At 50.8% G+C, this 26,451-nt stretch carries 24 protein-coding genes; all 24 read left to right on the top strand.

Annotation, left to right across the window (positions count from 1 at the left end):
* Positions 1–10 precede the first annotated feature (10 nt).
* A complete protein-coding gene (locus ACTNCH_RS00120) occupies positions 11–598 on the top strand; it encodes a V-type ATP synthase subunit E (protein ID WP_441016045.1) in 588 nt (195 codons plus the stop codon).
* Positions 591–2,357: a V-type ATP synthase subunit A gene (locus ACTNCH_RS00115; protein WP_441016048.1), complete on the top strand. Its 1,767-nt coding sequence runs from the start codon at positions 591–593 to the stop codon at positions 2,355–2,357. The genes ACTNCH_RS00120 and ACTNCH_RS00115 overlap by 8 nt, the downstream gene beginning before the upstream one ends.
* Before the next feature lie 15 nt (positions 2,358–2,372).
* Positions 2,373–3,752, top strand: a complete 1,380-nt coding sequence (locus ACTNCH_RS00110; RefSeq protein ID WP_178039856.1) for a V-type ATP synthase subunit B — start codon at positions 2,373–2,375, stop codon at positions 3,750–3,752.
* A gap of 34 nt (positions 3,753–3,786) precedes the next feature.
* Positions 3,787–4,401, top strand: a complete 615-nt coding sequence (locus tag ACTNCH_RS00105; protein ID WP_441016052.1) for a V-type ATP synthase subunit D — start codon at positions 3,787–3,789, stop codon at positions 4,399–4,401.
* A gap of 316 nt (positions 4,402–4,717) precedes the next feature.
* Positions 4,718–5,677 carry an L-lactate dehydrogenase gene (locus tag ACTNCH_RS00100; protein WP_441016055.1) on the top strand — a complete coding sequence of 320 codons (960 nt, stop codon included), beginning with the start codon at positions 4,718–4,720 and terminating at the stop codon, positions 5,675–5,677.
* A gap of 305 nt (positions 5,678–5,982) precedes the next feature.
* Positions 5,983–6,807: a CoB--CoM heterodisulfide reductase iron-sulfur subunit B family protein gene (locus ACTNCH_RS00095; RefSeq protein WP_441016058.1), complete on the top strand. Its 825-nt coding sequence runs from the start codon at positions 5,983–5,985 to the stop codon at positions 6,805–6,807.
* On the top strand, positions 6,794–7,186 hold the full coding sequence (locus tag ACTNCH_RS00090; RefSeq protein ID WP_158364904.1) for a 4Fe-4S dicluster domain-containing protein: 393 nt from the start codon (positions 6,794–6,796) through the stop codon (positions 7,184–7,186). The genes ACTNCH_RS00095 and ACTNCH_RS00090 overlap by 14 nt, the downstream gene beginning before the upstream one ends.
* A 17-nt stretch (positions 7,187–7,203) precedes the next feature.
* On the top strand, positions 7,204–9,189 hold the full coding sequence (locus ACTNCH_RS00085) for a 4Fe-4S binding protein (protein ID WP_441016060.1): 1,986 nt from the start codon (positions 7,204–7,206) through the stop codon (positions 9,187–9,189).
* Positions 9,180–9,620 (top strand): hydrogenase iron-sulfur subunit, encoded by a 441-nt coding sequence (locus ACTNCH_RS00080; RefSeq protein ID WP_186872041.1) that lies wholly within the window; start codon positions 9,180–9,182, stop codon positions 9,618–9,620. The genes ACTNCH_RS00085 and ACTNCH_RS00080 overlap by 10 nt, the downstream gene beginning before the upstream one ends.
* Positions 9,608–10,582 carry a 4Fe-4S dicluster domain-containing protein gene (locus ACTNCH_RS00075; protein ID WP_441016063.1) on the top strand — a complete coding sequence of 325 codons (975 nt, stop codon included), beginning with the start codon at positions 9,608–9,610 and terminating at the stop codon, positions 10,580–10,582. Before ACTNCH_RS00080 ends, ACTNCH_RS00075 begins: the two co-directional genes overlap by 13 nt.
* Before the next feature lie 2 nt (positions 10,583–10,584).
* A complete protein-coding gene (locus ACTNCH_RS00070; protein WP_441016065.1) occupies positions 10,585–11,637 on the top strand; it encodes a 4Fe-4S dicluster domain-containing protein in 1,053 nt (350 codons plus the stop codon).
* Entirely contained in the window at positions 11,630–12,493 is an 864-nt protein-coding gene (locus tag ACTNCH_RS00065; protein WP_158364894.1) for an FAD/NAD(P)-binding protein, read from the top strand. Before ACTNCH_RS00070 ends, ACTNCH_RS00065 begins: the two co-directional genes overlap by 8 nt.
* Positions 12,494–12,743: 250 nt before the next feature.
* Positions 12,744–13,418 (top strand): 4Fe-4S dicluster domain-containing protein, encoded by a 675-nt coding sequence (locus ACTNCH_RS00060; protein WP_158364891.1) that lies wholly within the window; start codon positions 12,744–12,746, stop codon positions 13,416–13,418.
* 14 nt (positions 13,419–13,432) lie between these two features.
* Positions 13,433–15,037: an FAD-dependent oxidoreductase gene (locus ACTNCH_RS00055; protein ID WP_441016069.1), complete on the top strand. Its 1,605-nt coding sequence runs from the start codon at positions 13,433–13,435 to the stop codon at positions 15,035–15,037.
* Between the two features lie 40 nt (positions 15,038–15,077).
* A complete protein-coding gene (locus tag ACTNCH_RS00050; protein ID WP_441016072.1) occupies positions 15,078–16,241 on the top strand; it encodes a permease in 1,164 nt (387 codons plus the stop codon).
* 89 nt (positions 16,242–16,330) lie between these two features.
* Positions 16,331–17,173, top strand: coding sequence for a fumarate hydratase (locus ACTNCH_RS00045; protein WP_441016075.1), 843 nt, complete (start codon positions 16,331–16,333; stop codon positions 17,171–17,173).
* Between the two features lies 1 nt (position 17,174).
* Positions 17,175–17,735: a Fe-S-containing hydro-lyase gene (locus ACTNCH_RS00040; RefSeq protein WP_441016078.1), complete on the top strand. Its 561-nt coding sequence runs from the start codon at positions 17,175–17,177 to the stop codon at positions 17,733–17,735.
* A 23-nt stretch (positions 17,736–17,758) separates the two neighbouring features.
* The gene (locus ACTNCH_RS00035) at positions 17,759–18,451 is read left to right on the top strand and encodes a YoaK family protein (protein WP_441016081.1); all 693 of its coding nucleotides are present in this window, start codon (positions 17,759–17,761) and stop codon (positions 18,449–18,451) included.
* 35 nt (positions 18,452–18,486) lie between these two features.
* Positions 18,487–18,984: a Cys-tRNA(Pro) deacylase gene (ybaK, locus tag ACTNCH_RS00030; protein WP_441016084.1), complete on the top strand. Its 498-nt coding sequence runs from the start codon at positions 18,487–18,489 to the stop codon at positions 18,982–18,984.
* A 228-nt stretch (positions 18,985–19,212) separates the two neighbouring features.
* A complete protein-coding gene (locus tag ACTNCH_RS00025; RefSeq protein WP_441016087.1) occupies positions 19,213–20,370 on the top strand; it encodes an exonuclease SbcCD subunit D in 1,158 nt (385 codons plus the stop codon).
* Entirely contained in the window at positions 20,357–23,536 is a 3,180-nt protein-coding gene (locus tag ACTNCH_RS00020; RefSeq protein ID WP_441016092.1) for an AAA family ATPase, read from the top strand. Before ACTNCH_RS00025 ends, ACTNCH_RS00020 begins: the two co-directional genes overlap by 14 nt.
* Positions 23,537–23,653: 117 nt before the next feature.
* Positions 23,654–24,331 carry a response regulator transcription factor gene (locus ACTNCH_RS00015; protein ID WP_441016095.1) on the top strand — a complete coding sequence of 226 codons (678 nt, stop codon included), beginning with the start codon at positions 23,654–23,656 and terminating at the stop codon, positions 24,329–24,331.
* A gap of 3 nt (positions 24,332–24,334) precedes the next feature.
* Positions 24,335–25,810, top strand: a complete 1,476-nt coding sequence (locus ACTNCH_RS00010) for an ATP-binding protein (RefSeq protein WP_441016098.1) — start codon at positions 24,335–24,337, stop codon at positions 25,808–25,810.
* A gap of 16 nt (positions 25,811–25,826) precedes the next feature.
* The gene (locus ACTNCH_RS00005) at positions 25,827–26,102 is read left to right on the top strand and encodes an acylphosphatase (RefSeq protein ID WP_441016101.1); all 276 of its coding nucleotides are present in this window, start codon (positions 25,827–25,829) and stop codon (positions 26,100–26,102) included.
* The last annotated feature ends 349 nt before the right edge of the window (positions 26,103–26,451 follow it).

The following is a 26,451-nucleotide window of genomic DNA, read 5'->3' as shown; positions in this document are numbered from 1 at the left end:
GGTGAGCGCAATGACGACAGAAGAAAAACTGCAGCATTTTACGACTTACGCCATGGAAGAGGCGAGACATAAAAGCGACGTCATGATCCGCGAGTATACAGATGCCATGGAAAAGATTTTTCAGGAGCATCAGGAGAAAAAGCGTCGTCAGGAGGAGCTTGAAATTAAGACCGAGACAGACCGTCTGGTCCGTGAAAACAACAAGCAGTTCTCCGAGGAACAGATTGAAATCAAGAGAACCTTAAGCAAAAAGCAGGATGAACTGAAGGAAAAGCTTTTTGTAGAGGTAAAGGATCTGCTGGCAAACTTTGCGGAGACCAGGGAATATCATCAGATGCTGGTGAAACAGCTGCGCGAGGCAAGGGAGTTTGCAGGCGGAGACGAAGTGATTTTATATATTGACCCGTCCGATGCGCAGAAGAAATACAGCATCGAGTCAGAAGTAGGAGCGCCGGTGACGGTCAGCGAATACTCCTTTATGGGCGGAACACGCGCCGTACTGCCGGGCCGGAATATCCTCATCGATAATTCCTTTGAGAGCAAGCTGGCAGGGGCGAAGGAAAGCTTCCAGTTAAAAGGAGGAGCACACCATGAATAGAACAGGCGTTATCTATGGAATCAACGGCCCTGTTGTATACATCAAAGGCAACACCGGCTTTAAGATGGCCGAGATGGTCTATGTAGGCAAGGAAAAACTGGTAGGCGAGGTCATCGGTCTGGATAAAGACAGAACAACCATTCAGGTATTCGAGGAGACCACCGGAATCAAACCGGGTGAAATCGTAGAGGCTACCGGAGACGCTATCTCCGTATACCTGGCTCCCGGAATCCTGCATAATATTTTCGACGGTATTGAACGTCCTTTAAGTGAGATCGCGAAAATCGGCGGCGCGTATATCAGCCGCGGTACCGTCGTAGATTCTCTGGATAAGGAGAAACTCTGGGACGCTCATATGATCGTAAAGGCGGGTGACCGCGTCAGCGGCGGCTCCATCATCTGTGAGGTACCGGAGACAAAGGCAATCGTTCATAAGGTTATGGTTCCTCCGAATCTCTCCGGCGTACTGACAAAGGTAATGCCGGATGGCCAGTATACCATCTGCGATACCATTGCGGTTCTGCAGCTGGACGACGGTACCGAGAAGGAACTGACCATGATGCAGAAATGGCCTATCCGTGTGCCGAGACCGACCACTAAGCGTTACCCGGCTTCCAAGCCGCTGGTTACCGGACAGCGTATCCTGGATACCCTGTTCCCAATCGCCAAGGGCGGTACCGCAGCGATTCCCGGCGGATTCGGAACCGGTAAGACCATGACGCAGCATCAGATCGCAAAATGGTCCGACGCGGATATCATCATCTATATCGGCTGCGGCGAGCGTGGCAATGAGATGACACAGGTACTGGAGGATTTTTCCAAGCTGGTTGACCCGAAGACAGGCAACCCCCTGATGGAGCGTACCACGCTGATCGCCAATACCTCCAATATGCCGGTGGCAGCCCGTGAGGCTAGTATTTACACAGGTGTTACCCTGGCAGAGTATTACAGAGACATGGGCTACGACGTAGCGATCATGGCAGACTCCACTTCCCGTTGGGCTGAGGCTCTGCGTGAGCTGTCCGGACGTCTGGAGGAAATGCCTGCGGAGGAAGGCTTCCCGGCATACCTGGCATCCCGTCTGTCTGCGTTCTATGAGCGTGCCGGCATGATGCTGAACTTAAATGGAACAGAAGGAAGCGTATCCATCATCGGAGCCGTATCCCCGCAGGGCGGCGACTTCTCCGAGCCGGTTACACAGAACACCAAGCGTTTTGTCCGCTGCTTCTGGGGACTGGATAAGTCCCTGGCTTATGCCCGTCATTTCCCGGCTATCCACTGGCTCAGTAGCTACAGTGAGTATGTGTCCGATCTGGCGCCCTGGTATAAGGATCATGTGGCAAAGAACTTCATGGACTGCAGAAACCGTCTGATGGTAATCTTGAACCAGGAGAGCAGCCTGATGGAGATTGTAAAGCTGATCGGAAGCGACGTGCTTCCGGATGACCAGAAGCTGGTTCTGGAGATTTCCAGAGTTGTCCGTCTGGGATTTCTGCAGCAGAATGCCTTCCATCCGGATGATACCTGTGTACCGATGGAAAAGCAGATGAAAATGATGGAGACCATACTCTATCTCTACGACAGATCCAAGGCGCTGATTACACAGGGCATGCCTATGTCCGTGCTGAAGCGTGAAAATATCTTCGAGAAGGTCATTGCCATCAAATACGATGTGCCCAACGATCATCTGGAGCTGTTTGCCGATTATAAGAAAGCGATCGATGAGTTCTACGATCGCGTACTGGAAAAGAACGCGTAAGGGGAGGAAGAGAAAATGTCAATTGAATATTTAGGCTTAAGTGAAATAAACGGCCCTCTGATTGCCCTGGAAGGCGTCCAGAACGCGTCCTACGAGGAGATCGTAGAGATTACGGTGGATGGCAATAAAAAAGAGCTGGGCCGTATCATCGAATGCTATAAGGATAAGGCGGTGATCCAGGTATTCGGCGGAACCGATAATATGTCCCTTCGCAATACCCACACCAAGCTGACCGGCCATCCCATGGAGATTGCCCTTTCCCCGGAGATCCTGGGCCGTACCTTCAACGGTATCGGACAGCCCATCGACGGCCTGGGCGAGATCGTATCCGACATTCACCGGAATGTAAACGGACAGCCTTTAAACCCGGTTACCCGCGAGTATCCGCGTAACTATATCCGTACCGGATTTTCCGCGATCGACGGTCTGACCACCCTGATTCGAGGACAGAAGCTGCCGATTTTCTCCGGCAACGGTCTGCCCCATGATCAGCTGGCGGCACAGCTGGTAAAGCAGGCTTCCCTGGGTGACGATTCGGACGAGCAGTTCGGTATCGTATTTGCGGCCATGGGCGTGAAGCACGACGTAGCGGATTTCTTCCGCCGTGCCTTCGACGAGAGCGGAGCCTCCGAGCACGTTACCATGTTTATGAATCTGGCAAATGACCCGGTTGTAGAGCGTCTGATTACACCCCGTGTGGCTCTGACCGCAGCCGAGTATCTTGCCTTTGAGTGCAATATGCATATCCTGGTTATCCTGACCGATATGACCTCCTTTGCGGAGGCTATGCGTGAGGTTTCCTCCTCCAAGGGCGAGATTCCCTCCAGAAAGGGTTATCCGGGATACTTATACAGTGAGCTGGCCACCATCTATGAGCGTGCCGGTATCGTAGAGGGCGTCAATGGTTCCGTGACACAGATCCCGATTCTGACCATGCCCAACGACGATATCACCCATCCCATTCCGGACCTGACCGGATATATTACCGAGGGTCAGATTGTACTGGATCGTGAGCTTCACGGACAGGCAGTTTATCCGCCTATCAGCGTACTGCCCTCCCTGTCCCGTCTGATGAAGGACGGTATCGGAGCGGGCTATACCAGAGAGGATCATCAGGATCTGGCGAACCAGCTGTTCTCCTCCTACGCGAAGGTGGGAGACGCGAGAGCGCTGGCTTCCGTTATCGGTGAGGACGAGCTGTCTCCGATTGATAAGAAGTACCTGCAGTTCGGTAAGGCCTTTGAGGCCCGTTTTGTAGGCCAGGGTCCGGAGGAAAACCGTACCATCGAAGAGACGCTGAACATCGGCTGGGAGCTTCTCGGCATGCTGCCGAGAGAGGAACTGGACCGTGTGGATACCAAGATTCTTGATAAATATTATAAGCCGGCAGAATAATGTAAACCGAGTTTTTTAAGAAGGAGGAAGCTGTATGGATAACAATGCAGTTCCTACAAAAGGCAACCTCATACGCGCGAAGAACTCCCTGAAGCTGGCAAAGCAGGGCTATGAGCTGATGGACAAGAAGCGGAACATTCTGATCCGGGAGCTGATGGGACTGGTGGATCAGGCCAAGGATATCCAGGACGAGATCCGCACAACCTTTACCACAGCCTATGCAGCTCTCCAGAAGGCCAACATGGAGCTGGGTATCAATGCCGTAGCCGATGTGGCCCGGAACGTACCCGTGGAGGATACGGTAGAGGTCAAGACCCGAAGTATCATGGGTACCGAGATTCCGCTGGTCCGCTACGACGGGGCTACCCGTGCGCCGGCCTACGCCTTCTACAGCACGAAGGAATCTCTGGATATCGCCAGAGTTTCTTTTGAAAAGGTAAAGGATCTGACCATCAAGCTGTCCGCGGTAGAGAATTCCGCCTACCAGCTGGCGGCCAATATCAAGAAGGCCCAGAAGCGTGCCAACGCTTTGAAGAATATCACCATTCCCCGCTACGAGGCGCTGACGAAAGACATTTCCAACGCCCTGGAGGAGAAGGAGCGTGAGGAGTTCACGAGACTGAAGGTTATTAAAAGAATGCATTCGTAAAGAAAGCATTTGTAAAGAAATAAGCTATGAATTAACAAAAGAGCAGTGCTGACAGAATTCTCCGGTGAGAAGGAAGTCGGCACTGTTTTTGTTTGCAAAAATGCATATTCTTTTCATAAAGATGCGCACTCGGCCGGAATTATCGTTAAGGATTTGTTAATTCTACGAAAAAATTGTACAGAAAGAAGTACAAAAATGATATTTACCTCTTGCATAACCGGATTGTACGTGATATAATGCAATCGGTTGATAAAAAAATATCAATATTGTGAAAAAAATAACGTTGGGACGAGACGAGAAAGAGTGAGGTAACAGTATGGCAAATGAAACATCAAATAAGATCGTAGTAATTGGAGCTGGAAATGTAGGCGAGACTATCTGCTATACCTTGATGCTGCGGGCACAGGTAGGAGAAATCGTTCTGGTAGACGTAAACGAAGATCGTGCGAAGGGTGCAGCCCTGGATATCTCACACGGAACCGCTTTCTACAGCCAGGTACGCGTTCGTCAGGGCGGATATGAGGAGTGCGCGGACGCCAAGATTATCATTGTTACAGCGGGTGTTCCCCGGAAGCCGGGCCAGACCCGTCTGGAGCTTGCGAAGGTAAATACCGGAGTGGCAAGAAGCATTGCGAAGAATATCATGAAGTATGCAAAGAATCCGCTGATTATCGTAGTATCCAATCCGGTAGACGTGAACACCTATCTGATTCAGAAGGAGACAGGCCTGTCCCCGGAGCGGGTTATCGGAACCGGAACCTCTCTGGACACCGCGCGTTTCCGTTATCTCTTAAGCCAGCGTGCGAACGTAGATATCCGTGATATTCAGGGCTATATCCTGGGCGAGCACGGAGACAGCCAGGTGCCGATCTGGAGCAGTGTCAACGTAGCGGGCGAGACCATCGACCATTTCCTGCCGGAGGATCCGAAGGAGAAGGAGGAAGTAAAGGAGGCTATCGCACTGAAGGCAAAGACCGGCGGCGCGGACGTTATCTCCCTGAAGGGCGCGACCTTCGACGGAATCGCCATGTCCACCTTCCGGATTGTGGAATCCATTCTCAAGAATCAGAATACCGTACTTCCGGTGGCACACGTGCTGGGTAAGGAGTACGGAGAAGAGCTGGAAGGCTCCTGTATCAGTATCCCCTGCGTAGTCAACGCAGACGGAATTGCCAAGGCAATCAAGATTACCCTGACAGACAAGGAGCGGGAGCAGGTAGAGCATTCTGCAGAGGTTCTGAGAAACTTCATCGATGACGTTATGAAAGAGGACTAAAGAATCAAACCGATAAAACAGAGTGGAAATTTCCACTCTGTTTTTTATTTAACATTCCGGCAACAAAGAGGATGGGGAGATTTTGCAAAAAATCCGACGATTTAAGTCGGAATTAACAGGAAAAAATGTGAAGTTAACATGAAAATGCAACATATCCACCAAAAAAACTTCAAAAACTAACATAAAATCCGGATTGGGGGGTTGTTAATGGTTTAACAGTGTAGTATAATAACTAAGATTGATAGAAAATTGTCAAAAAGACAACTTACACACCAACATACGAAAAAACAAAAGGAGGTAGTCAAATGGTGTACAGCTACTATCCGGGCTGCACGTTGAAGAACAAGGCGCAGGACCTGGACCGATACGCCAGAATGTCAGCAGAAGCGCTGGGCTTTTCCTTACGGGAAATCGAGGAATGGCAGTGCTGTGGAGCTGTCTATCCGCTGGCGTCCGATGAGATCGCCACAAAGCTGTCCGCAGTCCGCGCCCTGAACGACGCAAAGGAGAAGGGACAGGATCTGGTAACGCTCTGTTCTGCCTGTCATCACGTAATCAAGCGTGTCAACGACGATATGCAGAATGTGGAAGATATCCGTACCAGAGCCAACAATTATCTGAACCTGGCAGAGCCCTATGAAGGAGAGACAAAGGTCCTTCATTATCTGGAGGTTCTCCGTGACCACATCGGTTTTGATACCATCCGGGAAAAGGTGACACATCCCTTGACCGGACGGAAAATCGGCGCGTATTATGGCTGTATGCTGCTTCGCCCCAGTGATATCATGGCCTTTGACGATCCGGAGAATCCGACCATTATCGAAGACTTTATCCGGGCCCTGGGCGCTGAGCCGGTGGTGTATCCCTACCGGAACGAGTGCTGCGGCGGTTATGTGTCCCTGAAGGACAAGCCCCTGGCCGGTACGATGGTAGACCGGGTCATGGAATCCGCGGCAGATCACGGAGCGGAAGAACTGATTACCGCCTGTCCTCTGTGTCTCTATAACCTGAGAACCAGTGGAAGCGCGAAAAAGCTTCCGGTTACGTATCTGACGGAGCTTCTGGCAGAGGCTCTTGGCCTGATTCCTGAGAAAAATGCGGAAGGAGGAGCAGAAGATGCAGAAGGCTGATATGGCGAAGGCCGATAGACTTCGGGAGATGAGCGGCGTCAACACCCGGAAATGTATGAAATGCGGAAAATGCTCCGCGACCTGTCCCGCTTATGAGGAGATGGATATCCGTCCCCATCAGTTTGTTTCTTATGTGGAGAATGGCGACATAGAGCCCCTTTTAAATTCCACCACCATCTGGAAATGTCTTTCCTGCTTTGCCTGCGTAGAGCGCTGTCCCAGAGATGTAAAGCCTGCGAAGCTCATTGAGGCGGTACGGCAGATGGTAGTAAGACAGCGGGGCGGCAATTATTTAAGCCCCAACGAGATACCCGAATTACTGGACGAGGAACTGCCCCAGCAGCTGCTGGCCAGCGCGTTCCGCAAATACAGCAAATAATCAGGAGGTGAAAAAACGTGCAGAGAATAGGAGTATTTGTCTGTCATTGCGGTACGAACATAGCTGCGACGGTAGATATCGGACGGGTGGTAGCGGCAGCGGCGAAGGAGCCGGGCGTCGTTCACGCGGAAGATTACCAGTATATGTGTTCTGAAGCAGGACAGCTGAAAATCCGGGAGGCCATCGAGCAGAAACACCTGACAGGTATCGTTGTCTGTTCCTGTTCCCCCAGAATGCATGAGAATACATTTCGCCAGGCGGCAAAGCGGGCCGGTATCAATCCCTACATGGTAGAGATTGCCAATATCCGCGAGCATTGCTCCTGGATTCATAAAGATATGGAGGAAGCGACCGAGAAGGCCATTATCCTGGCCCGGGCGGCCATCGCGAAGGTTATGCTGAACGCGCCTCTGACGCCGGGCACCAGCCAGGTTGTAAAGCGCGCCCTGGTGATTGGCGGCGGTATCGCAGGTATCCAGACCGCGCTGGATATCGCGGAGGCAGGCTACGAGGTAGATATCGTAGAGAAGACTCCCAGTATCGGAGGCCGTATGTCCCAGCTTGACAAGACCTTCCCGACTCTGGACTGCTCCGCCTGTATCCTGACTCCGAAAATGGTGGAGGCTGCGGCCCATGAGAAGATTACGATTTATACATATAGCGAGGTAGAGAAGGTCAGCGGTTTCGTAGGTGATTTCCATGTGGATATCCGGAAAAAAGCCAGAAGCGTGGATATGAGCAAGTGTACCGGCTGCGGCGTCTGCCAGGAGAAGTGTCCTTCCAAGAAGGCTCCCAATGAATTCAACCGGGGACTGAATACACGAAGCGCGATCTATACGCCCTTCGCCCAGGCGATTCCCAATGTTCCGGTGATTGATCGTGAAAACTGTATGAAATTCAAGACCGGAAAATGCGGCGTCTGCGCCAAGGTATGTCAGGCGAGCGCGATTGATTACGAGCAGAAGGATGAGATCATTACCGTGGATTACGGCGCTATCGTCGTGGCGACCGGCTTTGATACCATTAAGCTGGATCAGTACGATGAATATGCGTATAACCAGAGCCCGGACGTCATCACGTCCCTGGAGCTGGAGCGTATCATGAACGCGGCAGGACCCACCAAGGGCCACCTGGAGCGGATGTCCGATCACAAGGCTCCCAAGTCCATCGTATTTGTCCAGTGCGTGGGTTCCCGCTGCGCGGACAAGAGAGGAAAGAGCTATTGCTCCAAGATTTGCTGTATGTATACAGCGAAGCATGCCATGCTGATTCGTGACAAATATCCGGACGTAGATGTGACCGTATTCTACATCGACGTGCGTACTCCGGGCAAGAACTTCGACGAGTTCTATCGTCGGGCAGTGGAGGAGTATGGAGTCCATTACATCAAGGGTCAGGTAGGAAAGGTAGCGCCCCAGGGCGATAAGCTGCTGGTACAGGCCTCTGACCTGCTGGACAACAGGCAGATTCGGATGGAAACGGATATGGTTGTCCTGGCTACTGCCATTGAGCCGAATCCGGATGTGAGAAAGATTGCCACCATGCTGACAGCCAGCATTGATACCAACAATTTCCTGACTGAGTCCCATGCCAAGCTGCGTCCGGTGGAGTCCCCCACAGCGGGAATCTTCCTGTCCGGTGTCTGCCAGGGACCCAAGGATATTCCGGAGACCGTAGCCCAGGCCGGAGCCGCTGCCGTAAAGGTGATAGGACTTCTGGCGAAGGATCATCTGGTTACCAACCCCTGTACAGCCAAGGCAGATCCGATCTTCTGTAATGGCTGCTCCACCTGTGAAAAGGTATGTCCTTACGGAGCGATTTCCTACGAGGATCAGCTGGTAAATGATCATGGTATCCGTGAGACGAGACGGGTAGCCGTTGTGAACAGCGCTCTCTGTCAGGGCTGCGGAGCATGTACCGTTGCCTGCCCGTCCGGAGCTATGGATCTGCAGGGCTTCTCAAACAGACAAATTCTTGCGGAGGTAGATGCGATATGCAGGTAGAAAATACAGAATTTAGACCGAAGATTGTAGCGTTCTGCTGCAACTGGTGCTCCTACGCAGGCGCAGACCTGGCGGGAAGCAGCCGACTTGCTTACCCAGCGGATGTAAAGATTATCCGCGTGCCCTGCTCCTGCCGTGTGAACCCCATGTTTATCCTGAGAGCCTTCCAGAGGGGAGCGGACGGCGTGATTCTCTGCGGCTGCCACCCGGGAGACTGTCATTACACCACAGGAAACTATTACGCAAGAAGACGTATGACACTGCTTTTCTCCATGCTGGATTACCTGGGCGTGGAAAATGGACGTACCCGCGTAGAGTGGGTATCTGCGGCTGAGGGCGTGAAGTTCTCCACCACCATGAATGAATTTGTAGCTAAAATTCATGAACTGGGAGAAAATGTAAGATTGGAGGATCTGCGATGCAAGGGTTAATCGAGAGAGCGAAAGAGCTTCTGGCAGACGGAACCGTAGCGCAGGTTCTGGGCTGGAGAAAGGGCGATATGGGATACGATCCGGAGCCGGCTTATTTCTATAAGGAAGAGGAATTACAGGATTTTGTTTACGACGCGTTCTGCGGCGCAAACTTAAGCAAATATATGATTGAGGCCTCCAAGCTGGAGGGCAGGACGCTGGTATTCTTAAAGCCCTGCGACACCTACAGCTTCAATCAGCTGATCAAGGAGCACCGGGTTGACCGGGAAAAGGCTTACATCATCGGCGTGGGCTGCAAGGGTACCTTAAAGCCGGAGAAAATCCGGGAGGCTGGTATTAAAGGTATTGAGCGCGTAGCGGTCGATGGCGATACCCTGAAATTTGAGACCATCTATGGCGAGAAGGAGCTGCCCTTTGCCGACGCCCTTCTGGAGCGCTGCAAGGTATGTAAGGGTAAGAAGCACATGGTATACGACGAGCTGATTGGCGCGGCAGAGGACGAGGAGGCAGGTCCGGTGGGCAACCGCTTCGAGGAAGTGGAGAAGCTGGAGGCCATGAGTCCGGAGGAGCGTTTTCATTTCTGGCAGGAGCAGCTTTCCAAATGTATCCGCTGCAACGCCTGCCGCAATGTGTGTCCGGCCTGCAGCTGCCGCAAATGTGTCTTTGACAGCAGCCAGTATGACAGCAATCAGAAGGCGAATGCCGATACCTTTGAGGAGCAGATGTTCCATATTATCCGTGCCTTCCATGTGGCAGGACGGTGTACCGACTGCGGCGAGTGCAGCAGAGTCTGTCCCCAGGGCATTCCGCTTCACCTTTTAAACCGCAAGTTTATCAAGGACATTGACACCTTCTACGGCGAGTATCAGGCGGGAGCCGATACGGATTCCAGAGGCCCGCTGACGGACTTCACCTTTGATGACGTGGAGCCTGGCATTGTACAGACGAGAGGGGGACATTAAGCATGTATCAGATAGCGAAGAATAAGCTGAACGAGCTTTACAGAGCCATCAGTGCAAAGGAAGACTTATTTCTCCCGGTACAGAAAGCCGGACAGACCAATTACGGATTGTGGACCGAAGAGGCCGTGGTGGATATCGATACGCTGAAGACCGTGAAGTCCGGTAAGGACTGCTTCTTCCCCCAGAGCGAGGTGCTCTACAAGAGCCGTTATGAGGGCGGAAAGGTCAGCATCGACCCGGCAGAGCTTCAGAATCAGCCCTTTGTGGTATTCGGTATGCGTGCCTGCGATGTGAGGGCTGTGAAGGTTCTGGATCAGGTATTCCTGACGGATCCGGTGGACACCTATTACGCGGCCAGAAGAGAGCATGGCACCATCGTATCCCTGGCCTGCAAAGAACCGGATGAAACCTGCTTCTGCAAAAACTTTGATGTGGATGCCGCAGAGCCGGGAGCAGATGTGGAAGCCTGGTTTGTAGGAGATGTATTATACTGGAAATCATTGACAGAAAAAGGAGAAGCACTTACGGCACAGGTAAAAGAAGCCCTGGCAGATTCCTTTACGGAAGCGGCGGCAGAGGGCGAGAAAAAGGTAGAGGAGCAGCAGGCGGCGATTCGCGCCATCATCGAGAAGCTTCCTCTGTCCCACCTGGATTTGTCCCGGTTCAAACCAGAAAATACCATGGAGCTTTTTGATTCCCCGCTGTGGGAGGAACTGTATAAGCCCTGTCTGGCCTGCGGAACCTGCACCTTCGTGTGCCCCACCTGCCAGTGCTACGACATCCGTGATTTTGACGGAGGTAAGGCCGGAATTCAGCATTACCGGTGCTGGGATTCCTGCATGTATTCCGATTTTACCATGATGGCCCACGGCAATATGCGTACCAGTCAGCTTCAGCGCTTCCGCCAGAGATTTATGCATAAGCTGGTTTATTATCCGGCCAACAATGACGGCATGTATTCCTGCGTAGGCTGCGGCCGCTGCGTCAGCAAGTGCCCGTCATCCTTACATATTGTGAAAGTGATCAAGAAACTGGGAGGTGAGGGAAATGAGTGAATGTACCTGCGGCGGACATGCAAATGATATCAGAGTAGACGCGCTGATTCCTATGATTGGCGTGGTGACGGATATCCGCACGGAAACTCCGGACGTTAAAACCTTCCGGGTAGTGGGAAGAGACGGTAAGAAGCTTTTTGAGCATATGCCGGGTCAGTGTGCCATGGTATCGGTTCCCGGTGTAGGCGAGGCGATGTTCTCTATCACATCTTCCCCCACCAACAAAGAATATCAGGAGTTCAGCATTAAGCGCTGCGGCTCCCTGACAGATTACCTGCATGGAATGAATGTGGGAGACGAGATTACCGTGCGCGGTCCCTACGGAAATGCTTTTCCGGTGGAGACAGCGCTGAAGAAGCAGAATCTTCTGTTTATCGCTGGAGGAATCGGTCTTGCGCCCCTTCGCTCTGTCATCAACTACGTGCTGGATAACCGGGACAATTATGGTACGGTAGATATTCTCTACGGTTCCCGTTCCGCGGACGATCTGGTGCAGCTTAAGGAGATTCAGGAAGTCTGGATGAAGACGCCGGGCGTCAATGTATATCTGACCATCGACCGGGAGCAGGAGGGCTGGGACGGCCATGTGGGCTTCGTTCCTTCCTATCTGAAAGAAATCGGCTTCGACACCAATAAGACCGTACTGGTCTGCGGACCGCCCATCATGATTAAATTTGTACTGGCGGGCCTGATGGAGCTGGGCTTCAACAAGACACAGGTGTACACCACCCTGGAGCTTCGTATGAAATGCGGTATCGGTAAATGCGGCCGCTGCAACATCGGCGCCAAATACGTCTGCAAAGACGGTCCCGTATTCCGCTGCGACGAGATTGATGAATTACCCCCGGAATATTGATAGGCAATGAGCAGTGCGCAGACAGGAAGCATCCGGCTGGCGTCGTGCTTGCACGTAAGACAGACGGAGGGTTCCTAGCTGCATAGGGCGAAGCCCTCAAGCGAGGAAAAGCGTAGCTTTTTCGAGCCTGAGCACTGCGGAGCAACACTCATGCAGTGCGCGGCTTAGCCTGAGCACTGCGGAGCAACACTCATGCAGTGCGCAGCTTAGCCTGGGCACTGCGGAGTAGAGAGAGAAAGGAAAAAAGAACATGCAGGAAATGGTAAACGTATATTTCTATGGAAAAAAGTATTCCGTACCCGCTGAGCTTACCATCATGACGGCTATGGAATACGCAGGCTATAAGCTGGTACGCGGCTGCGGCTGCCGCCACGGCTTCTGTGGTGCCTGCGCAACCATTTACAGAATCAAGGGCAACAATGAGCTGAAGACCTGCCTGGCCTGTCAGACACAGGTACAGGAGGGCATGTATATCGCGACACTGCCCTTCTTTCCGGCAGATAAGCGGAACTACGATATGGACAAAATCAGTGTAAAGCAGCGCGTGATGATGGATCTCTATCCGGAAATCTACAGCTGTATCGGCTGCAATGCCTGCACCAAGGGCTGTCCCCAGTCCCTGAACGTCATGCAGTACATCGCATATGCTCAGAGAGGTGATTTTGAGAAATGCGCCGAGGAATCCTTCGACTGTATCGGCTGCGGTATCTGTACCTCCCGCTGCCCGGCAGGCATTTCCCACCCTATGGTAGGCGTGCTGGCCAGAAGACTGACCGGAAAGTACATTGCGCCCAAGGCAGAGCACCTGGAGCAGCGTGTGGAGGATATCCATCATGGAGCCTTTGACGAGCTGATTGAGCAGATTATGCAGAAGCCCATCGAGGAAATGAAGGAACTGTACAACAACCGAGAGATTGAGAAATAGGAGGGGAGCGGACTATGTATACAGCGGAAATGTTGGAATCTATTAAAAAAGTAGAGGCCACAAGAGCACAGCGTATCGGCGTGGAGCCCAGAAGAATGACAGCAGAGGAAAAGGACGCGCTTCTTAAGGAATTTCATCCGGATTACCGGGAGGATGGCTTCCAGGAGATCAAGGTCGGCCCCAATAAGGGAGAAAAGGCTCCCTATGAGCTTGGCACCCTGCTCCATTCCAACAGCCGGATTTTAAATGTACCGATTGATCTGAATAACGTGGATTACGATGTGGACGTTCTGATCATCGGCGGCGGCGGAGCCGGTTCTTCCGCAGCGATCGAGGCACATGAGGCAGGCGCCAATGTTATGATGGTGACCAAGCTTCGGATCGGCGACGCCAACACTATGATGGCAGAGGGCGGAATCCAGGCTGCGGATAAGGAAAACGATTCTCCCCAGCAGCATTATCTGGACGCCTTCGGCGGTGGACATTTTGCGGCCAGACCGGAACTGCTGCGCCGTCTGGTTATGGAAGCGCCGGACGCCATCCAGTGGCTCAACGATCTGGGTGTTATGTTTGATAAGGACAAGGACGGCCGGATGATTACCACACACGGCGGCGGAACCTCCAGAAAGAGAATGCATGCCTGCAAGGATTATTCCGGAGCGGAGATTATGCGTGTTCTCCGCGACGAGGTATGGAACCGTCAGATTCCGGTGGTAGATTTCACTGCAGCCGTAGAGCTGATTAAGGATGATAAGGGACAGGTGGCAGGCGCCGTCCTCCAGAATATGGAAACCGGAGAGTACAAGGTGGCGAGAGCCAAGACCGTTATCATTGCTACCGGAGGAGCAGGAAGACTGCATTATCAGAACTTCCCAACCTCCAATCATTACGGAGCAACCGCCGACGGACTGGTGATGGGCTATCGTGCGGGAGCGCCGCTTTTGTACCAGGATACGATTCAGTATCACCCCACCGGAGCGGCTTACCCGGCGCAGATCTTCGGCGCGCTGGTTACAGAGAAGGTTCGTTCCGTAGGCGCAATGCTGATCAATGTGGACGGCGAGGCCTTTATGCATCCGCTGGAGACCCGCGATGTGTCCGCAGCCTCCATTATCCGGGAGTGTACGGCCAGAGGCAAGGGCGTTCCCACGCCGACCGGCTATGGTATCTGGCTGGATACCCCGATGATTGAGATGATTCACGGCGAAGGTACCATCGAAAAGAGAATTCCGGCTATGCTTCGTATGTTCCTGAACTACGGTATCGATATGAGAAAGCAGCCGATTCTGATCTATCCGACCCTTCATTATCAGAACGGCGGTCTGGAGATCGGCGGCGAGGGCTTTACCAAGGTAATCCCGAATCTGCTGGTAGCAGGTGAGGCGGTAGGCGGTATCCACGGAAGAAACCGTCTGATGGGCAATTCCCTTCTGGATATTATTGTATTTGGCCGCAACGCAGGTAAGGCTGCAGCCCGCAAGTGCAAAGAGGTAGAGCTGGGAACGATGAATCTTGATCATCTTAAGAGCTATGCACAGGAGCTGGAAAAGGCGGGACTGCATACAAACGAGGTTTCTCCGATGCTGCTGCCCAACTATACCTTCGGTATGCCGAAGTAAGAGAAGCAGACAGAATATGACAGCAATTGGGGGTTGTGCTATGGGGATTATTACATGGTTTCAGGAGTCCGTACTATCGAATACGCTGATGATGGTGTTTCTGATTGCCGTTATCGGTTATCTGGTAGGAAGTATTAAAATCTGCGGCCTTGAGCTGGGGACTGCCGGCATTTTGCTGGTGGCCCTGGTCTTCGGCCACTTTGGAGTAGAGATTCCCTCCCTGGTGCGGGAGCTGGGGTTGATTTGTTTTGTAACTTCGGTAGGCTTTATTGCCGGACCGAAATTTTTCCGGAATTTTAAAAATAACGCCACGTCCTATATTTTACTGGGCGCTCTGGTTATCGGCGCGGGCGCGATGACCTGTGTGGCTGTGATTAAGATATTTGGAATTCCGGTGGATATCAGCGTAGGTATGATGACCGGAGCGCTTACCAGTACGCCGGGACTGGCGGCAGCCCTGGAGGCGACCGGATCTGACGCAGCCTCTGTAGGCTATGGAATTGCGTATCCCTTCGGCGTTGTGGGCGTGGTGCTTTTTGTCCAGCTGGTTCCCAAAATTCTGCATACCGATATGGAAGCAGAGCGGGCGAAGTTCGAGGCTGCCGCAGGCGTGGACGTGGAGGAGTTCCATAAGACCAAGAAGGAAGATTTATTCTATGCGGACAGTATGGGATTCTTCCCCTTCTCCCTGGCCATTGCCTTCGGTATCATTCTGGCGAAAATTGAAATCCCTCTTCCGGGCGGCGCGGTATTTGCCCTGGGAACCTCCGGCGGCCCCCTGATCGCGGGATTGATTCTGGGTCATTTCGGCCATTTCGGCCGTCTGAGCGTACAGGTGGAGAAGCACGTTCTGGAGTGTCTTCGGGAGTTCGGTCTTGCCCTGTTCCTTCTGGGAGCGGGAAGCCAGGCAGGCGCAGGTTTTGTGGAGATCCTGAAGGAGCAGGGAGCCCTGTTATTCCTGTATGGAGCACTGATGACGCTGGTGCCTATGCTGCTGGGTTACGTCTTTGCGGTAAAAGTCCTGCATTTGTCTCTGTTTAACTGCCTGGGCTCTATCTGCGGCGGTATGACCAGTACGCCGGCTCTGGGAACCCTGATTCGTGTGACCGAGACCGACGATGTGGCCAGCGCTTACGCGGCTACCTATCCCATTGCCCTGGTGGCGGTGGTTCTGGCCAGCCAGTTTATCAGCCTGCTGTTATAAGAATAGGATAAGGCTATCAATACATAAAACCTATCAATTTGTGTTATATATCAGGATGTGTTATAGTACCTATATGGAGGTGAAGTATCATGCGTGAAATTAAGGCTTCAGAAATTACAGATGTAGTAGAACGTCTGTGTATCAAGGCCAACGAAGAACTGCCGGAGGATATCAAGGGAGCTATCCACCGCTGCAGAGCATGTGAGGACTGGGAGACAGCCCAGGGGGTATTGGACAAAATTATCGAGAACTTTGAAATTGCCGGAGAAGAGCACGTACCCATCTGCCAGGATACAGGTATGGCCTGTGTATTCCTGGAGATCGGTCAGGACGTACATATCGTAGACGGCGATCTTAGAGAGGCGGTAGACGAGGGCGTCCGCCGCGGTTATGACAAGGGATATCTCCGGAAATCCGTTGTAAAGGATCCGGTGCGCCGCGGCAATACAGGCGACAATACGCCGGCTATGCTGTATACGGAGATCGTTCCGGGCGAGCAGATCAAAGTAACCGTAGGCCCCAAGGGCTTCGGAAGCGAAAATATGAGCGCTATCCGGATGTTCAAGCCCTCTGCGGGAATTGAGGGAATCAAGAGCTTTATTCTGGAGACCGTGGAGGCAGCAGGACCGAATCCCTGTCCGCCCATGGTAGTAGGCGTAGGTATCGGAGGAACCTTTGATAAATGCGCGCTGCTGGCAAAGAAAGCCCTGATGCGCAATACCGAGGAGCCCAATCCAGATCCCTATTACGCAGATCTGGAAAAAGAGATGCTGGAGAAAATCAATGAGCTTGGTATCGGACCTCAGGGCTTTGGCGGAAAGACCACCGCTCTGGCTCTGAATATTGAGACTATGCCGACCCATATTGCAGGCATGCCCTGTGCAGTCAATATCAACTGTCATGTAACACGCCACAAGACGGAGGTGATCTAATATGGAAAGACATATTCAGCTGCCTTTGACGGAGGAACTTGCAAAAACCTTACACGCAGGCGACAGCGTGTATCTGACCGGAACCATCTATACCTCAAGAGACGCGGGTCATAAGCGGATGTGCGAGGCTCTCGCAAGAGGAGAAAAGCTTCCCTTTGATCCCAAAGACGCTACAATTTATTATGTGGGACCGACTCCGGCGAAGCCGGGTCAGGTCATCGGAAGCGCCGGACCGACTACCAGCGGACGTATGGACGCTTACGCGCCGACCATGATGAGCATGGGCGCGAGAGGTATGATTGGAAAGGGTGCCAGACTTCCGGAAGTGGTGGAAGCCATGAAGAAGTATCACGGTGTTTACTTTGGGGCGATCGGAGGAGCGGGGGCTCTTCTGGCGAAGTGTATCAAAAAATGTGAGTTGATCGCATATGAGGATCTGGGTGCGGAAGCACTTCGGAAGCTCTATGTGGAAGACATGCCGCTCGTAGTCATTATTGACAGCGAGGGAAAAAATCTGTATGATGAGGGAAAAGCAGCCTATCTGGCTAGTAAAAAGAACTAGAATGAAAGGACGGTTTTTCTACGATGTCTCTGATTCATGAAACAGAACAGGGAAAACAAATGTCCGAAGCCTTCGTGAACAGCGCCTTTCTGGCGCTGTCCGGAGGCTTTCAGGACGCTTATACCTATTTTACAAGAGAGGAAGTATTTTCCAATGCCCAGACCGGAAATGTGGTGCTGATGAGCCAGCATTTCATGTGCGGCCAATGGATGGAGGGACTGCGGTATCTGTTCCCGATCCTGGCCTTCGCGGTAGGTGTCTGGGTGGCCGAGCAGATTCAGGGCCGGTTCCGCTACGCAAAGCGGCTTCACTGGCGGCAGGGAATCCTGCTTCTGGAAATCATCATTTTATTTGTGGTGGGCTTCATTCCCACAAGTCTTGACATGGTTGCGACGGCTCTGGTATCCTTTGCCTGTGCCATGCAGGTACAGACCTTCCGAAAGGTCAACGGCTATTCCTACGCCAGCACCATGTGTATCGGCAATCTCCGCAGCGGTATTGCGGCGCTCTCCGGCTATGTGCGGGAGCACAAATCCTCCCAGGCAGAACAGATGCTTTATTATTTCGGCATTATTTTTCTGTTTGCCCTGGGCGCGGGACTTGGCGGCGTTATGTCCATGCATGCGGCTATCGGAATCCGGGCTATCTGGGTATCCTGTGTGCTGCTGCTCATCAGCTTCGGCCTGATGTTTATCGATAAGCCGAAGATATCGTAACGGACAAAAATGCGGCATAAGAAGGAGATGGAAAAATGGCAAAGAAAGAAAAGGAAATCAAGACCAATGCCATGCGGCTTCTGGAGCAGAAGAAGATTTCCTATATGGTACATACTTACGATGGAGAAGAATTCCATGACGGCGTCAGTGTAGCGGATATGCTGGGTCAGCCCCATGAGATTGTATACAAGACTCTGGTGACGGTGGCGAAGAGCAAGGAGCACTATGTATTCGTGATTCCCATCGAGGCAGAACTGGATCTGAAGAAGGCGGCCAGGGCTGTCCATGAGAAATCCATCGAAATGCTGCCCCTAAAGGATCTAACCGATCTGACCGGATATGTCCGGGGCGGCTGCACCTGTATCGGTATGAAGAAGCAGTTCCCGGTGGTTCTGGACGAAAGCGCGAAACAGTTTCCGGCTATCATGGTCAGCGGCGGACGACGGGGATCCCAGATGGAGGTGAACCCGGAGGATCTAATGCGGGCGGCGAACGGAAGCTTTGCGGATGTGATCATAGAAGAGCAAAATTAAAATTTTTATTCTACAAAAGGACGTGTGAAAAACTTTCGGTTTTCATAGGTCCTTTATTTTTATTCAGACTGGCTTATTTACGGAATATGTGTATGATTTGGACAGTAACATAGATTGACAACCGCTTTCCGGTGTTTTACAGTTAATTATAAAAGGGAAACCTGCTTTATAAGGGGTTGTGACCTGGAGTGTGACAGCGTAACCTTACAGTGAGAAAGGAGAATGCATATGAAATTTTTGCATCTGGGCGATCTTCACCTGGGCAAATCACTGGGGGAATTTGACCTGATCGAGGATCAGAAATATATATTGGATCAGATTCTTGGTATAGTTCGGGAAAAATCAGTGGATGCGGTGCTGATTGCTGGAGATGTATATGACAAAACGATTCCCAGCGAGGCAGCCATCAACCTGCTGGATTATTTTCTGTACTGTTTATCAGAGACGGGGGCGAAGACATTCCTGATCAGTGGAAACCATGATTCGGATGATCGACTGAATTATGGCAGCCAGTTATTTCGCGCCAATCAGATTTATATCTGCTCCGTTTATAAGGGAAAGCTGGAAAAATATGTCATAAAAGATGAACTGGGAGAAGTGGATGTGTATCTGCTGCCGTTTGTGAAAGCATCCCAGGTGCGGCATTATTTTCCGGATGAGAAGATAGACTCTTATGAGGCTGCTGTGCGCAGAATTCTGGAGCAGGCGGATGTGGATCCGAAGCGGAGAAATGTGATTGCGGCTCATCAGTTTGTGACGGGAAAATCAGAAGAACCGACGCTGGCAGGCTCAGAGAGCGCCGGGACACAGAACGTAGGGCTGGTGGAGAAGATCGGCTATGACTGTTTTGACGCATTTGACTATGTGGCGTTGGGACATATCCATTTGCCGCAGAGAGTGGGGAGAGAGGAGGTCCGATATGCGGGCTCGCCTCTGAAATATTCTCTGAGCGAAGCAAATCATGTAAAATCTGTGCCTCTGATGACGCTTGGAGAAAAGGGGCAGGTATCGGCAGAACTGATTCCGCTGAACCCTCTTCGGGATCTGCGCCATATCAAAGGACCAATCCGGGAATTGTTGGATAAAAAACATGTACAGTCGACAGGAGATTTTATCTATGCGACTCTTACCGATGAAGAAATCATAGGGGATGTGATGGGAATCTTCCAGCAGATTTATCCGAATACAGTAAAGATCGATTATGATAATTCCCATACCAGAGAGATGGAACAGGTGGAGCTTTCCCATATCGTTGAAAATAAATCCTTTTCCGAGCTGATCAGCGATTTTTACAGACTTGTGTATCAGTGTGAGATCGGCGAAGAAGAGATGGACTATATGAAAATGGCGGCACGGGAGGCAGGTGTGATCTATGAAACCGAGTAAACTGATCCTAAGCGCATTTGGTCCCTATGCAGGGCCAATGCCGGAAATAGATTTTACACAATTTGAAGAAAAAGGGCTGTTTCTGATTTCCGGGGACACAGGAGCCGGTAAGACAACGATTTTTGATGCCATCTGCTTTGCCCTGTACGGCACGACCAGCGGTTCCTACCGGGATACGAAGAATTTAAGAAGTGAGTATGCCAAAGATACCGAGGAAAGTTATGTAGATTTTTATTTTTCCCATCAGGGAAAAAAGTATCATATCTGGCGGCAGCCTTCCTATGAAAGAAAGAAACAGAGGGGAACGGGTGTCATTACAGAGAAGGAAAAAGCGGTATTATACGAGGAAGGGAAAGCGCCCATTGAAGGCCTGACCCAGGTGAATCTTGCGGTGAAAGAACTGCTTCATATTGACGAAAAGCAGTTTAAGCAGATTGCCATGATCGCCCAGGGGGAATTTAAGGATCTGTTGAACGCAAAGACAGAGCAGCGGACCGAGATCCTCCGAACCATTTTTATGACGGATGGTTATAAAAATATGGAATACAAACTGAAAGACCGGATGGATGCCAGTTACGCAGTCAAGCGGAAGACAGAGGATAGCATCATTCAATATTTTGGGGATGTTTCGGCGGCAGAGGATGACAGGTGGTCAGGTGAACTGACAGAACTGCAGGATAAGGCCAGAGAATCAGGCAGCGTCTGGAATCTGGAAGAGCTGTTGGAATTTTTGGAGCGTCTGATTCAGTCAGAGAAAGAAACACTGCTTGTGGAAAAAGATCGGCTTCAGATGGAGGAGGAAAACCTTCGTTCCAGACAGGAAGTCCTGGCAACTGCCCGGACTAATAATGAATTTATCGATCGATTTTTGAAATTTCAAAGAGAAAGAGAGAACCTTATTTCCGGAGAGCAGGAGATCAGAGATATCACAGAACGGTTAGGCAGACAGAAGACGGCTACACATGAAGTGTATCCGGTGTATGCTGCATGGAAGGCTAAAGCAGATACCGTAAGCTCTACGGAAACCGAGATCAAAAACAAGGAAGAGAGTCTTCGGACGGCGAAGGAGACGGCCAAGACGGCAGCCGAACAGTTTGGACAGGCAGAAGAAAAAAGGGAAAGGGCAAAAGAATTACAGAAAGAGATCGATAAAATTAATGCAGAGAAGCAGAAGTATCAGCAAAGAGAGCAGTTAAAGGAAAAAATGGCAGTGCTGGCAAAAGACCAGACGATATTGGAAGAAAAAGAAACAGCTCTTGAAACTTCGAAAAAAAATCTGGAAGCAGAAATACAGAATCTAAAGACAACGAGGGAAGAACTGAAGACCAGACCGACAGAGCTGCAGGAGGAGAAAAACAAGGAAGAAAAACTTGCAGAACGGGCAGAGAGTATTCGAGTGATCCTGGAGGAACGTATGCCGGACAGAGCTGCACGAGAGAAAAAGCTTGCCGTGAAACAGCAGAAATTTCTGGAGATCCGGGAAAAATATGAAGCTGCCAGGGAAAAACGTATGCAGGCAGAACGGGTACTGGAAAATAGCCGGGCAGGAATTCTGGCGAAAGACCTGAAAGAAGGACAGAGGTGTCCGGTCTGTGGCTCGTTGCAGCATCCGAAACTGGCCGCGCTTCCGGAGCAGTTTGTTACGGAAGAAGAATTTGAAAAATTTGAGACACAGGAGTCTATGCTTCAGGAGCAGAAGAATCAGGCAAATACAGAGGCAGAAAAAGAAAAAACGGCACTGGAAGAGCTGGAAAAGCAGTTGAGGGTGGAAAGCATATCATGTCTGAAACGGGCAGGGACAGAACAGCTATCGGAAGCGGAATCACTTGAAGAATTGTTGAAACATCTGCAGACTGCGAATGAGACACTCCTGGAAAAGAGAAAAATAAATCAGAAGCAGCTGCTTATTTTGCAGGCAGACTGTACGGCACTGGAAAAGGTGGAAAAGGATCTTGTGAAGATACAGGAGAATGTAGAAAAACAGACAGATGAGATAAAGATTCTGGCGGACAAAAAGCGTGAAACAGAAAGCAGCCTGCTTGCGACAAAGACGTTATTGGGATCCTTAAGCGAGCTGCGCTATGCCACCTGGAAGGAAGCGGAGAAAGTCTGTACAGACGCAGTCAAAGAGGCACAACAGATCGCAGAGGAGATTCAGCAAAGGCAGGAGGAAAAGCAGCGCACGGAGGAAGAAGTAACTGCTCTGCAGGCTGTTTTAGAGAGCCTCATAAAGGCCTTTGGGATACAAAAACAGGAGGAAACAGCTGCAAAAAGTCTGCTTGACAATATGATGCAGAAGCAGAAGTTCCAGACCGTGAAAGAATTCCTTGCGTTCGTGGCAACAGAAGCGGATCTTCAGAGGACGGAAACTCGGATTCAGAGCTATAAGCAGGCATGGATGCTCAATGAAAAGCAGCTTTCCCAGGCAGAAAAAGATGCGCAAGGCAGGGAGAAGGTCGATGTGGCTGCCTTGAAGGAAGTATGCACCCTGCAGGAGCAGACAGTAAAGAAATGTCAGGAGGCAGTGAATACACTTGAAAATCGGATAGTCAATAATTCTGAAAAACAGACCCGTATCATTTCCCAGAGAAGCGCTTTTGAGAAAGCGTCTAAGGAATACCAGATTTCCAGAAAGCTGTATGCACTTGTAAAAGGGACTACGGGCAACGGCAAGATTACCCTGGAGCAGTATATGCAGGCAGCAGGTTTTGATGGAATTATTGCGGCGGCGAACCGGAGGCTGTTTCCTATGAGCGGCGGACAGTATGAGCTGTACAGACAGAGGGATTCTATCGGGAAGAAGAGTAACAGCTTTCTGGATCTGGAGGTGTTGGATAACTATACCGGGCATCGGAGACCAGTGGGCAACCTTTCCGGAGGTGAGAGCTTTAAGGCTTCCCTGAGCCTTGCTCTGGGTCTGTCGGACACGGTTTCTTCCAATCTGGGCGGTATTCAAATGGATGCGCTGTTTGTGGATGAAGGATTTGGAACATTGGATCGAAAATCGCTGGAAGATGCGTTGGGCGTACTGATTCATTTATCCGGAGCGAATAAGCTGGTGGGGATTATCAGCCACAGGGAAGAACTGAAAGAAAGTATTCCACAGCAGATCAAAGTGAAAAAACTCAGGGACGGAAGCCAGATAACCATAGAGAGTGGTATGTAACAAAGTTTTTCTCCTGTTTTCACAAAACCATCAAATTTTTCTGTTATAATAAGCAGAAATCAATGATAATGGAAGCAGATTTCTATTATGGAAGAAGCAGGGCAGGAGGACGCTGTAATGGATAAAATAAAGATTCTGGTGGTAGACGATGAGAGCAGAATGCGAAAGCTGGTAAGGGACTTTCTGGTAAAACAGAATTTTGAAGTGCTGGAGGCCGGAGACGGAGCGGAGGCGCTGGATATCTTTTTTGGCACAGAAGGCATTTCTCTGGTGATTCTGGATGTGATGATGCCGAAGATGGACGGCTGGCAGACCTGCCGGGAGATCCGGGCCTATTCCCAGGTGCCGATTATTATGCTGACAGCCAAATCTGACGAGCGGGATGAACTTCAGGGCTTTGAGCTGGGCGTGGACGAATATATTTCCAAGCCCTTCAGTCCCAAGATTCTGGTGGCCCGTGTGGAGGCGATTCTTCGCCGGACAGCGGCCAGGGGAGCAGAGGAGGTGCTGGAGGCCGGAGGTATTTCTCTGGATAAGGCGGCCCATATTGTGACCGTAGACGGCAGACAACTGGATCTGAGCTTTAAGGAGTTCGAGCTCTTAACTTATTTTATGGAAAATCAGGGAATCGCCCTTTCCAGAGAGAAGATTCTGAACAATGTATGGAATTACGATTATTTCGGGGACGCCCGGACCATCGACACCCACGTAAAGAAGCTTCGGAGCAAGCTGGGCGATAAAGGAGACATGATCAAAACCATCTGGGGTATGGGGTATAAATTCGAGGTGGCATAAGCGATGAAGCATTCGATCAAACGACAGATGGCCGGTATCTTTATCACAGTTCTGGCAGTTGCCTTCCTGTGCGTTGGTCTGATTAACGCTTTTTTCCTGAAGGATTACTATATGTCGGAGAAGAAAAAAGCGATTGTCAGCGCTTATGAGGTCCTGAACCAGGGGGTCAGCGGCGGTCTGGTGGGCGATGAGCAGTTTAAGACAAGCATGGAGCTGATCTGCAATACGGACAATATCTCTATCTTTGTCATGGATAACAGCGGCGAGCCCAAGCTGGCGACCAACCGGGATTACCAGATTCTGCAGCGGAAGCTGTATGGTTATATTTTTGAAGCTGACACGAAGAATTCTACGGTGCTAGACAAAGAAGAAAATTATACGATACGGGAGAGCAGAGACCGTGTTTCCCAGGCAGATTATCTGGAAATCGTAGGAACCCTGGATTCCGGCGAGCCCTTTATCATGCAGACCGCGATCGAAAGTATCCGGGACAGCGCGGCGATCTCCAATCAGTTTTTTATCTATGTGGCGCTGACGGCCATGGTTTTTGGCTCAGTCCTGATTTGGTGGCTGTCCAGGCGGATTTCCGAACCGATTCTGGAGCTGACGGATATTTCCCGCAGAATGACGGAGCTGGATTTCAACGCGAAGTTTACTTCCGGGAGCGACAACGAGATTGGCGTGCTGGGAGCGCATATGAATGAAATGTCCGAGAATCTGGAGAAAACCATTTCCGAGCTGAAGACGGCCAACAATGAGCTGCAGCGGGATATCGAGCAGAAGACCCAGATAGACGAGATGCGCAAAGAATTCCTGTCCAATGTATCCCATGAGCTGAAGACGCCCATTGCCCTGATTCAGGGGTATGCGGAAGGGCTGAAGGAGTGTATCAACGACGATGCCGAGAGTCGGGACTTTTACTGTGAAGTGATCATGGACGAGGCACAGAAGATGAATACCATGGTCAAAAATCTGCTGTCCCTGAATCAGCTGGAGTTTGGCAATGACGTGGTTACCATGGAGCGGTTTGATATTGTGGCTCTGATCCGGAATGTTTTGAATTCCTCGAAAATTCTCATAGAGCAGAAGGAGATTCATCTGATTTTCAAGGAAGAGGAACCGGTCTATGTCTGGGCAGATGAATTTAAGATAGAAGAAGTCGTAACCAATTATATCAGCAACGCGATCCATCATTGTGAGTTTGATAAGGTCATTGAGGTCAAGATTCAAAGGGAGGATTCGCTGGTAAGAGTTTCTGTCTTTAATACAGGTCAGCCAATTCCGGAGGAGGATCTGGACAAGGTATGGATCAAATTTTTTAAGGTGGATAAGGCCAGAACCCGGGAATATGGCGGCAGTGGCATTGGTCTGTCCATTGTCAAGGCGATTATGGATTCCTTGCACCGGGAATGCGGCGTCCGCAATTATGACAATGGCGTGGAATTCTGGTTTGAGCTGGACGCCAGGGCGCAGGCCTAGGGGAAAGGATTTTATTATGGTAAGAAAGCATATCTATTTTTCCGGCCGTGTCCAGGGCGTGGGCTTCCGGTATCAGGCGGCGTACTATGCCAGAAACCTGGGGCTCACCGGCTGGGTACGGAACCTGAGCGACGGACGGGTGGAGATGGAGGTTCAGGGGCGGGAGTCCTTGATTTCCCAGCTGATCCTCACACTGAAAAATCAGCCCTATATCCGGATTGAGGGCGTAGAATATCAGGAGCTTCCGGTGGAAGTGGGAGAAACGAAATTCAGCACCCGGTTTAGCTACTAAAATTGTAGCTACTGTAGAAAAAAAAGAAAAAGTTTTAAAAATTTTGAAAAAAGGTGTTGACATTCTCTTGCACCCGTGATAAAGTATAGAAGCTGTCGCGAGGGACAGCGGTTCACTTCAAAGCGAAGCAAAGAACTTGAAAAACTTCTTCAAAAAAAGTTAAAAAAGTTCTTGACAAACGAGAATGAATGTGATAAGATAATCAAGTCGCTTCGGTGAGGCGGCAACGATAAATCAAAACGAACCTTGATAACTGAACAGTGTAAACCTTGAAAATTCTAAGAGAATGAATTCAAGAACAGTTCGATTCTTAGTAATAAGAACGAACACCTTTTAACAGTAATACGGG

The organism is Candidatus Merdisoma sp. HCP28S3_D10 (genome assembly GCF_052065835.1).
Lineage (GTDB): Bacteria > Bacillota > Clostridia > Lachnospirales > Lachnospiraceae > Laedolimicola.
This window is presented reverse-complemented; position numbering and strand designations above follow the sequence as displayed.

Excerpts from the sequence above, each read along its gene's own strand:
- ACTNCH_RS00010 (WP_441016098.1), top strand. The coding sequence starts at position 24,335 with ATGAAGCATTCGATCAAACGACAGATGGCCGGTATCTTTATCACAGTT.
- ACTNCH_RS00105 (WP_441016052.1), top strand. The coding sequence starts at position 3,787 with ATGGATAACAATGCAGTTCCTACAAAAGGCAACCTCATACGCGCGAAG.
- ACTNCH_RS00110 (WP_178039856.1), top strand. The coding sequence starts at position 2,373 with ATGTCAATTGAATATTTAGGCTTAAGTGAAATAAACGGCCCTCTGATT.
- ACTNCH_RS00040 (WP_441016078.1), top strand. The coding sequence starts at position 17,175 with ATGGAAAGACATATTCAGCTGCCTTTGACGGAGGAACTTGCAAAAACC.
- ACTNCH_RS00025 (WP_441016087.1), top strand. The coding sequence starts at position 19,213 with ATGAAATTTTTGCATCTGGGCGATCTTCACCTGGGCAAATCACTGGGG.
- ACTNCH_RS00070 (WP_441016065.1), top strand. The coding sequence starts at position 10,585 with ATGTATCAGATAGCGAAGAATAAGCTGAACGAGCTTTACAGAGCCATC.
- ACTNCH_RS00120 (WP_441016045.1), top strand. The coding sequence starts at position 11 with ATGACGACAGAAGAAAAACTGCAGCATTTTACGACTTACGCCATGGAA.
- ACTNCH_RS00090 (WP_158364904.1), top strand. The coding sequence starts at position 6,794 with ATGCAGAAGGCTGATATGGCGAAGGCCGATAGACTTCGGGAGATGAGC.
- ACTNCH_RS00045 (WP_441016075.1), top strand. The coding sequence starts at position 16,331 with ATGCGTGAAATTAAGGCTTCAGAAATTACAGATGTAGTAGAACGTCTG.
- ACTNCH_RS00050 (WP_441016072.1), top strand. The coding sequence starts at position 15,078 with ATGGGGATTATTACATGGTTTCAGGAGTCCGTACTATCGAATACGCTG.
- ACTNCH_RS00060 (WP_158364891.1), top strand. The coding sequence starts at position 12,744 with ATGCAGGAAATGGTAAACGTATATTTCTATGGAAAAAAGTATTCCGTA.
- ACTNCH_RS00065 (WP_158364894.1), top strand. The coding sequence starts at position 11,630 with ATGAGTGAATGTACCTGCGGCGGACATGCAAATGATATCAGAGTAGAC.
- ACTNCH_RS00115 (WP_441016048.1), top strand. The coding sequence starts at position 591 with ATGAATAGAACAGGCGTTATCTATGGAATCAACGGCCCTGTTGTATAC.
- ACTNCH_RS00035 (WP_441016081.1), top strand. The coding sequence starts at position 17,759 with ATGTCTCTGATTCATGAAACAGAACAGGGAAAACAAATGTCCGAAGCC.
- ACTNCH_RS00005 (WP_441016101.1), top strand. The coding sequence starts at position 25,827 with ATGGTAAGAAAGCATATCTATTTTTCCGGCCGTGTCCAGGGCGTGGGC.
- ACTNCH_RS00100 (WP_441016055.1), top strand. The coding sequence starts at position 4,718 with ATGGCAAATGAAACATCAAATAAGATCGTAGTAATTGGAGCTGGAAAT.
- ACTNCH_RS00095 (WP_441016058.1), top strand. The coding sequence starts at position 5,983 with ATGGTGTACAGCTACTATCCGGGCTGCACGTTGAAGAACAAGGCGCAG.
- ACTNCH_RS00055 (WP_441016069.1), top strand. The coding sequence starts at position 13,433 with ATGTATACAGCGGAAATGTTGGAATCTATTAAAAAAGTAGAGGCCACA.
- ACTNCH_RS00075 (WP_441016063.1), top strand. The coding sequence starts at position 9,608 with ATGCAAGGGTTAATCGAGAGAGCGAAAGAGCTTCTGGCAGACGGAACC.
- ybaK (WP_441016084.1), top strand. The coding sequence starts at position 18,487 with ATGGCAAAGAAAGAAAAGGAAATCAAGACCAATGCCATGCGGCTTCTG.
- ACTNCH_RS00020 (WP_441016092.1), top strand. The coding sequence starts at position 20,357 with ATGAAACCGAGTAAACTGATCCTAAGCGCATTTGGTCCCTATGCAGGG.
- ACTNCH_RS00080 (WP_186872041.1), top strand. The coding sequence starts at position 9,180 with ATGCAGGTAGAAAATACAGAATTTAGACCGAAGATTGTAGCGTTCTGC.
- ACTNCH_RS00015 (WP_441016095.1), top strand. The coding sequence starts at position 23,654 with ATGGATAAAATAAAGATTCTGGTGGTAGACGATGAGAGCAGAATGCGA.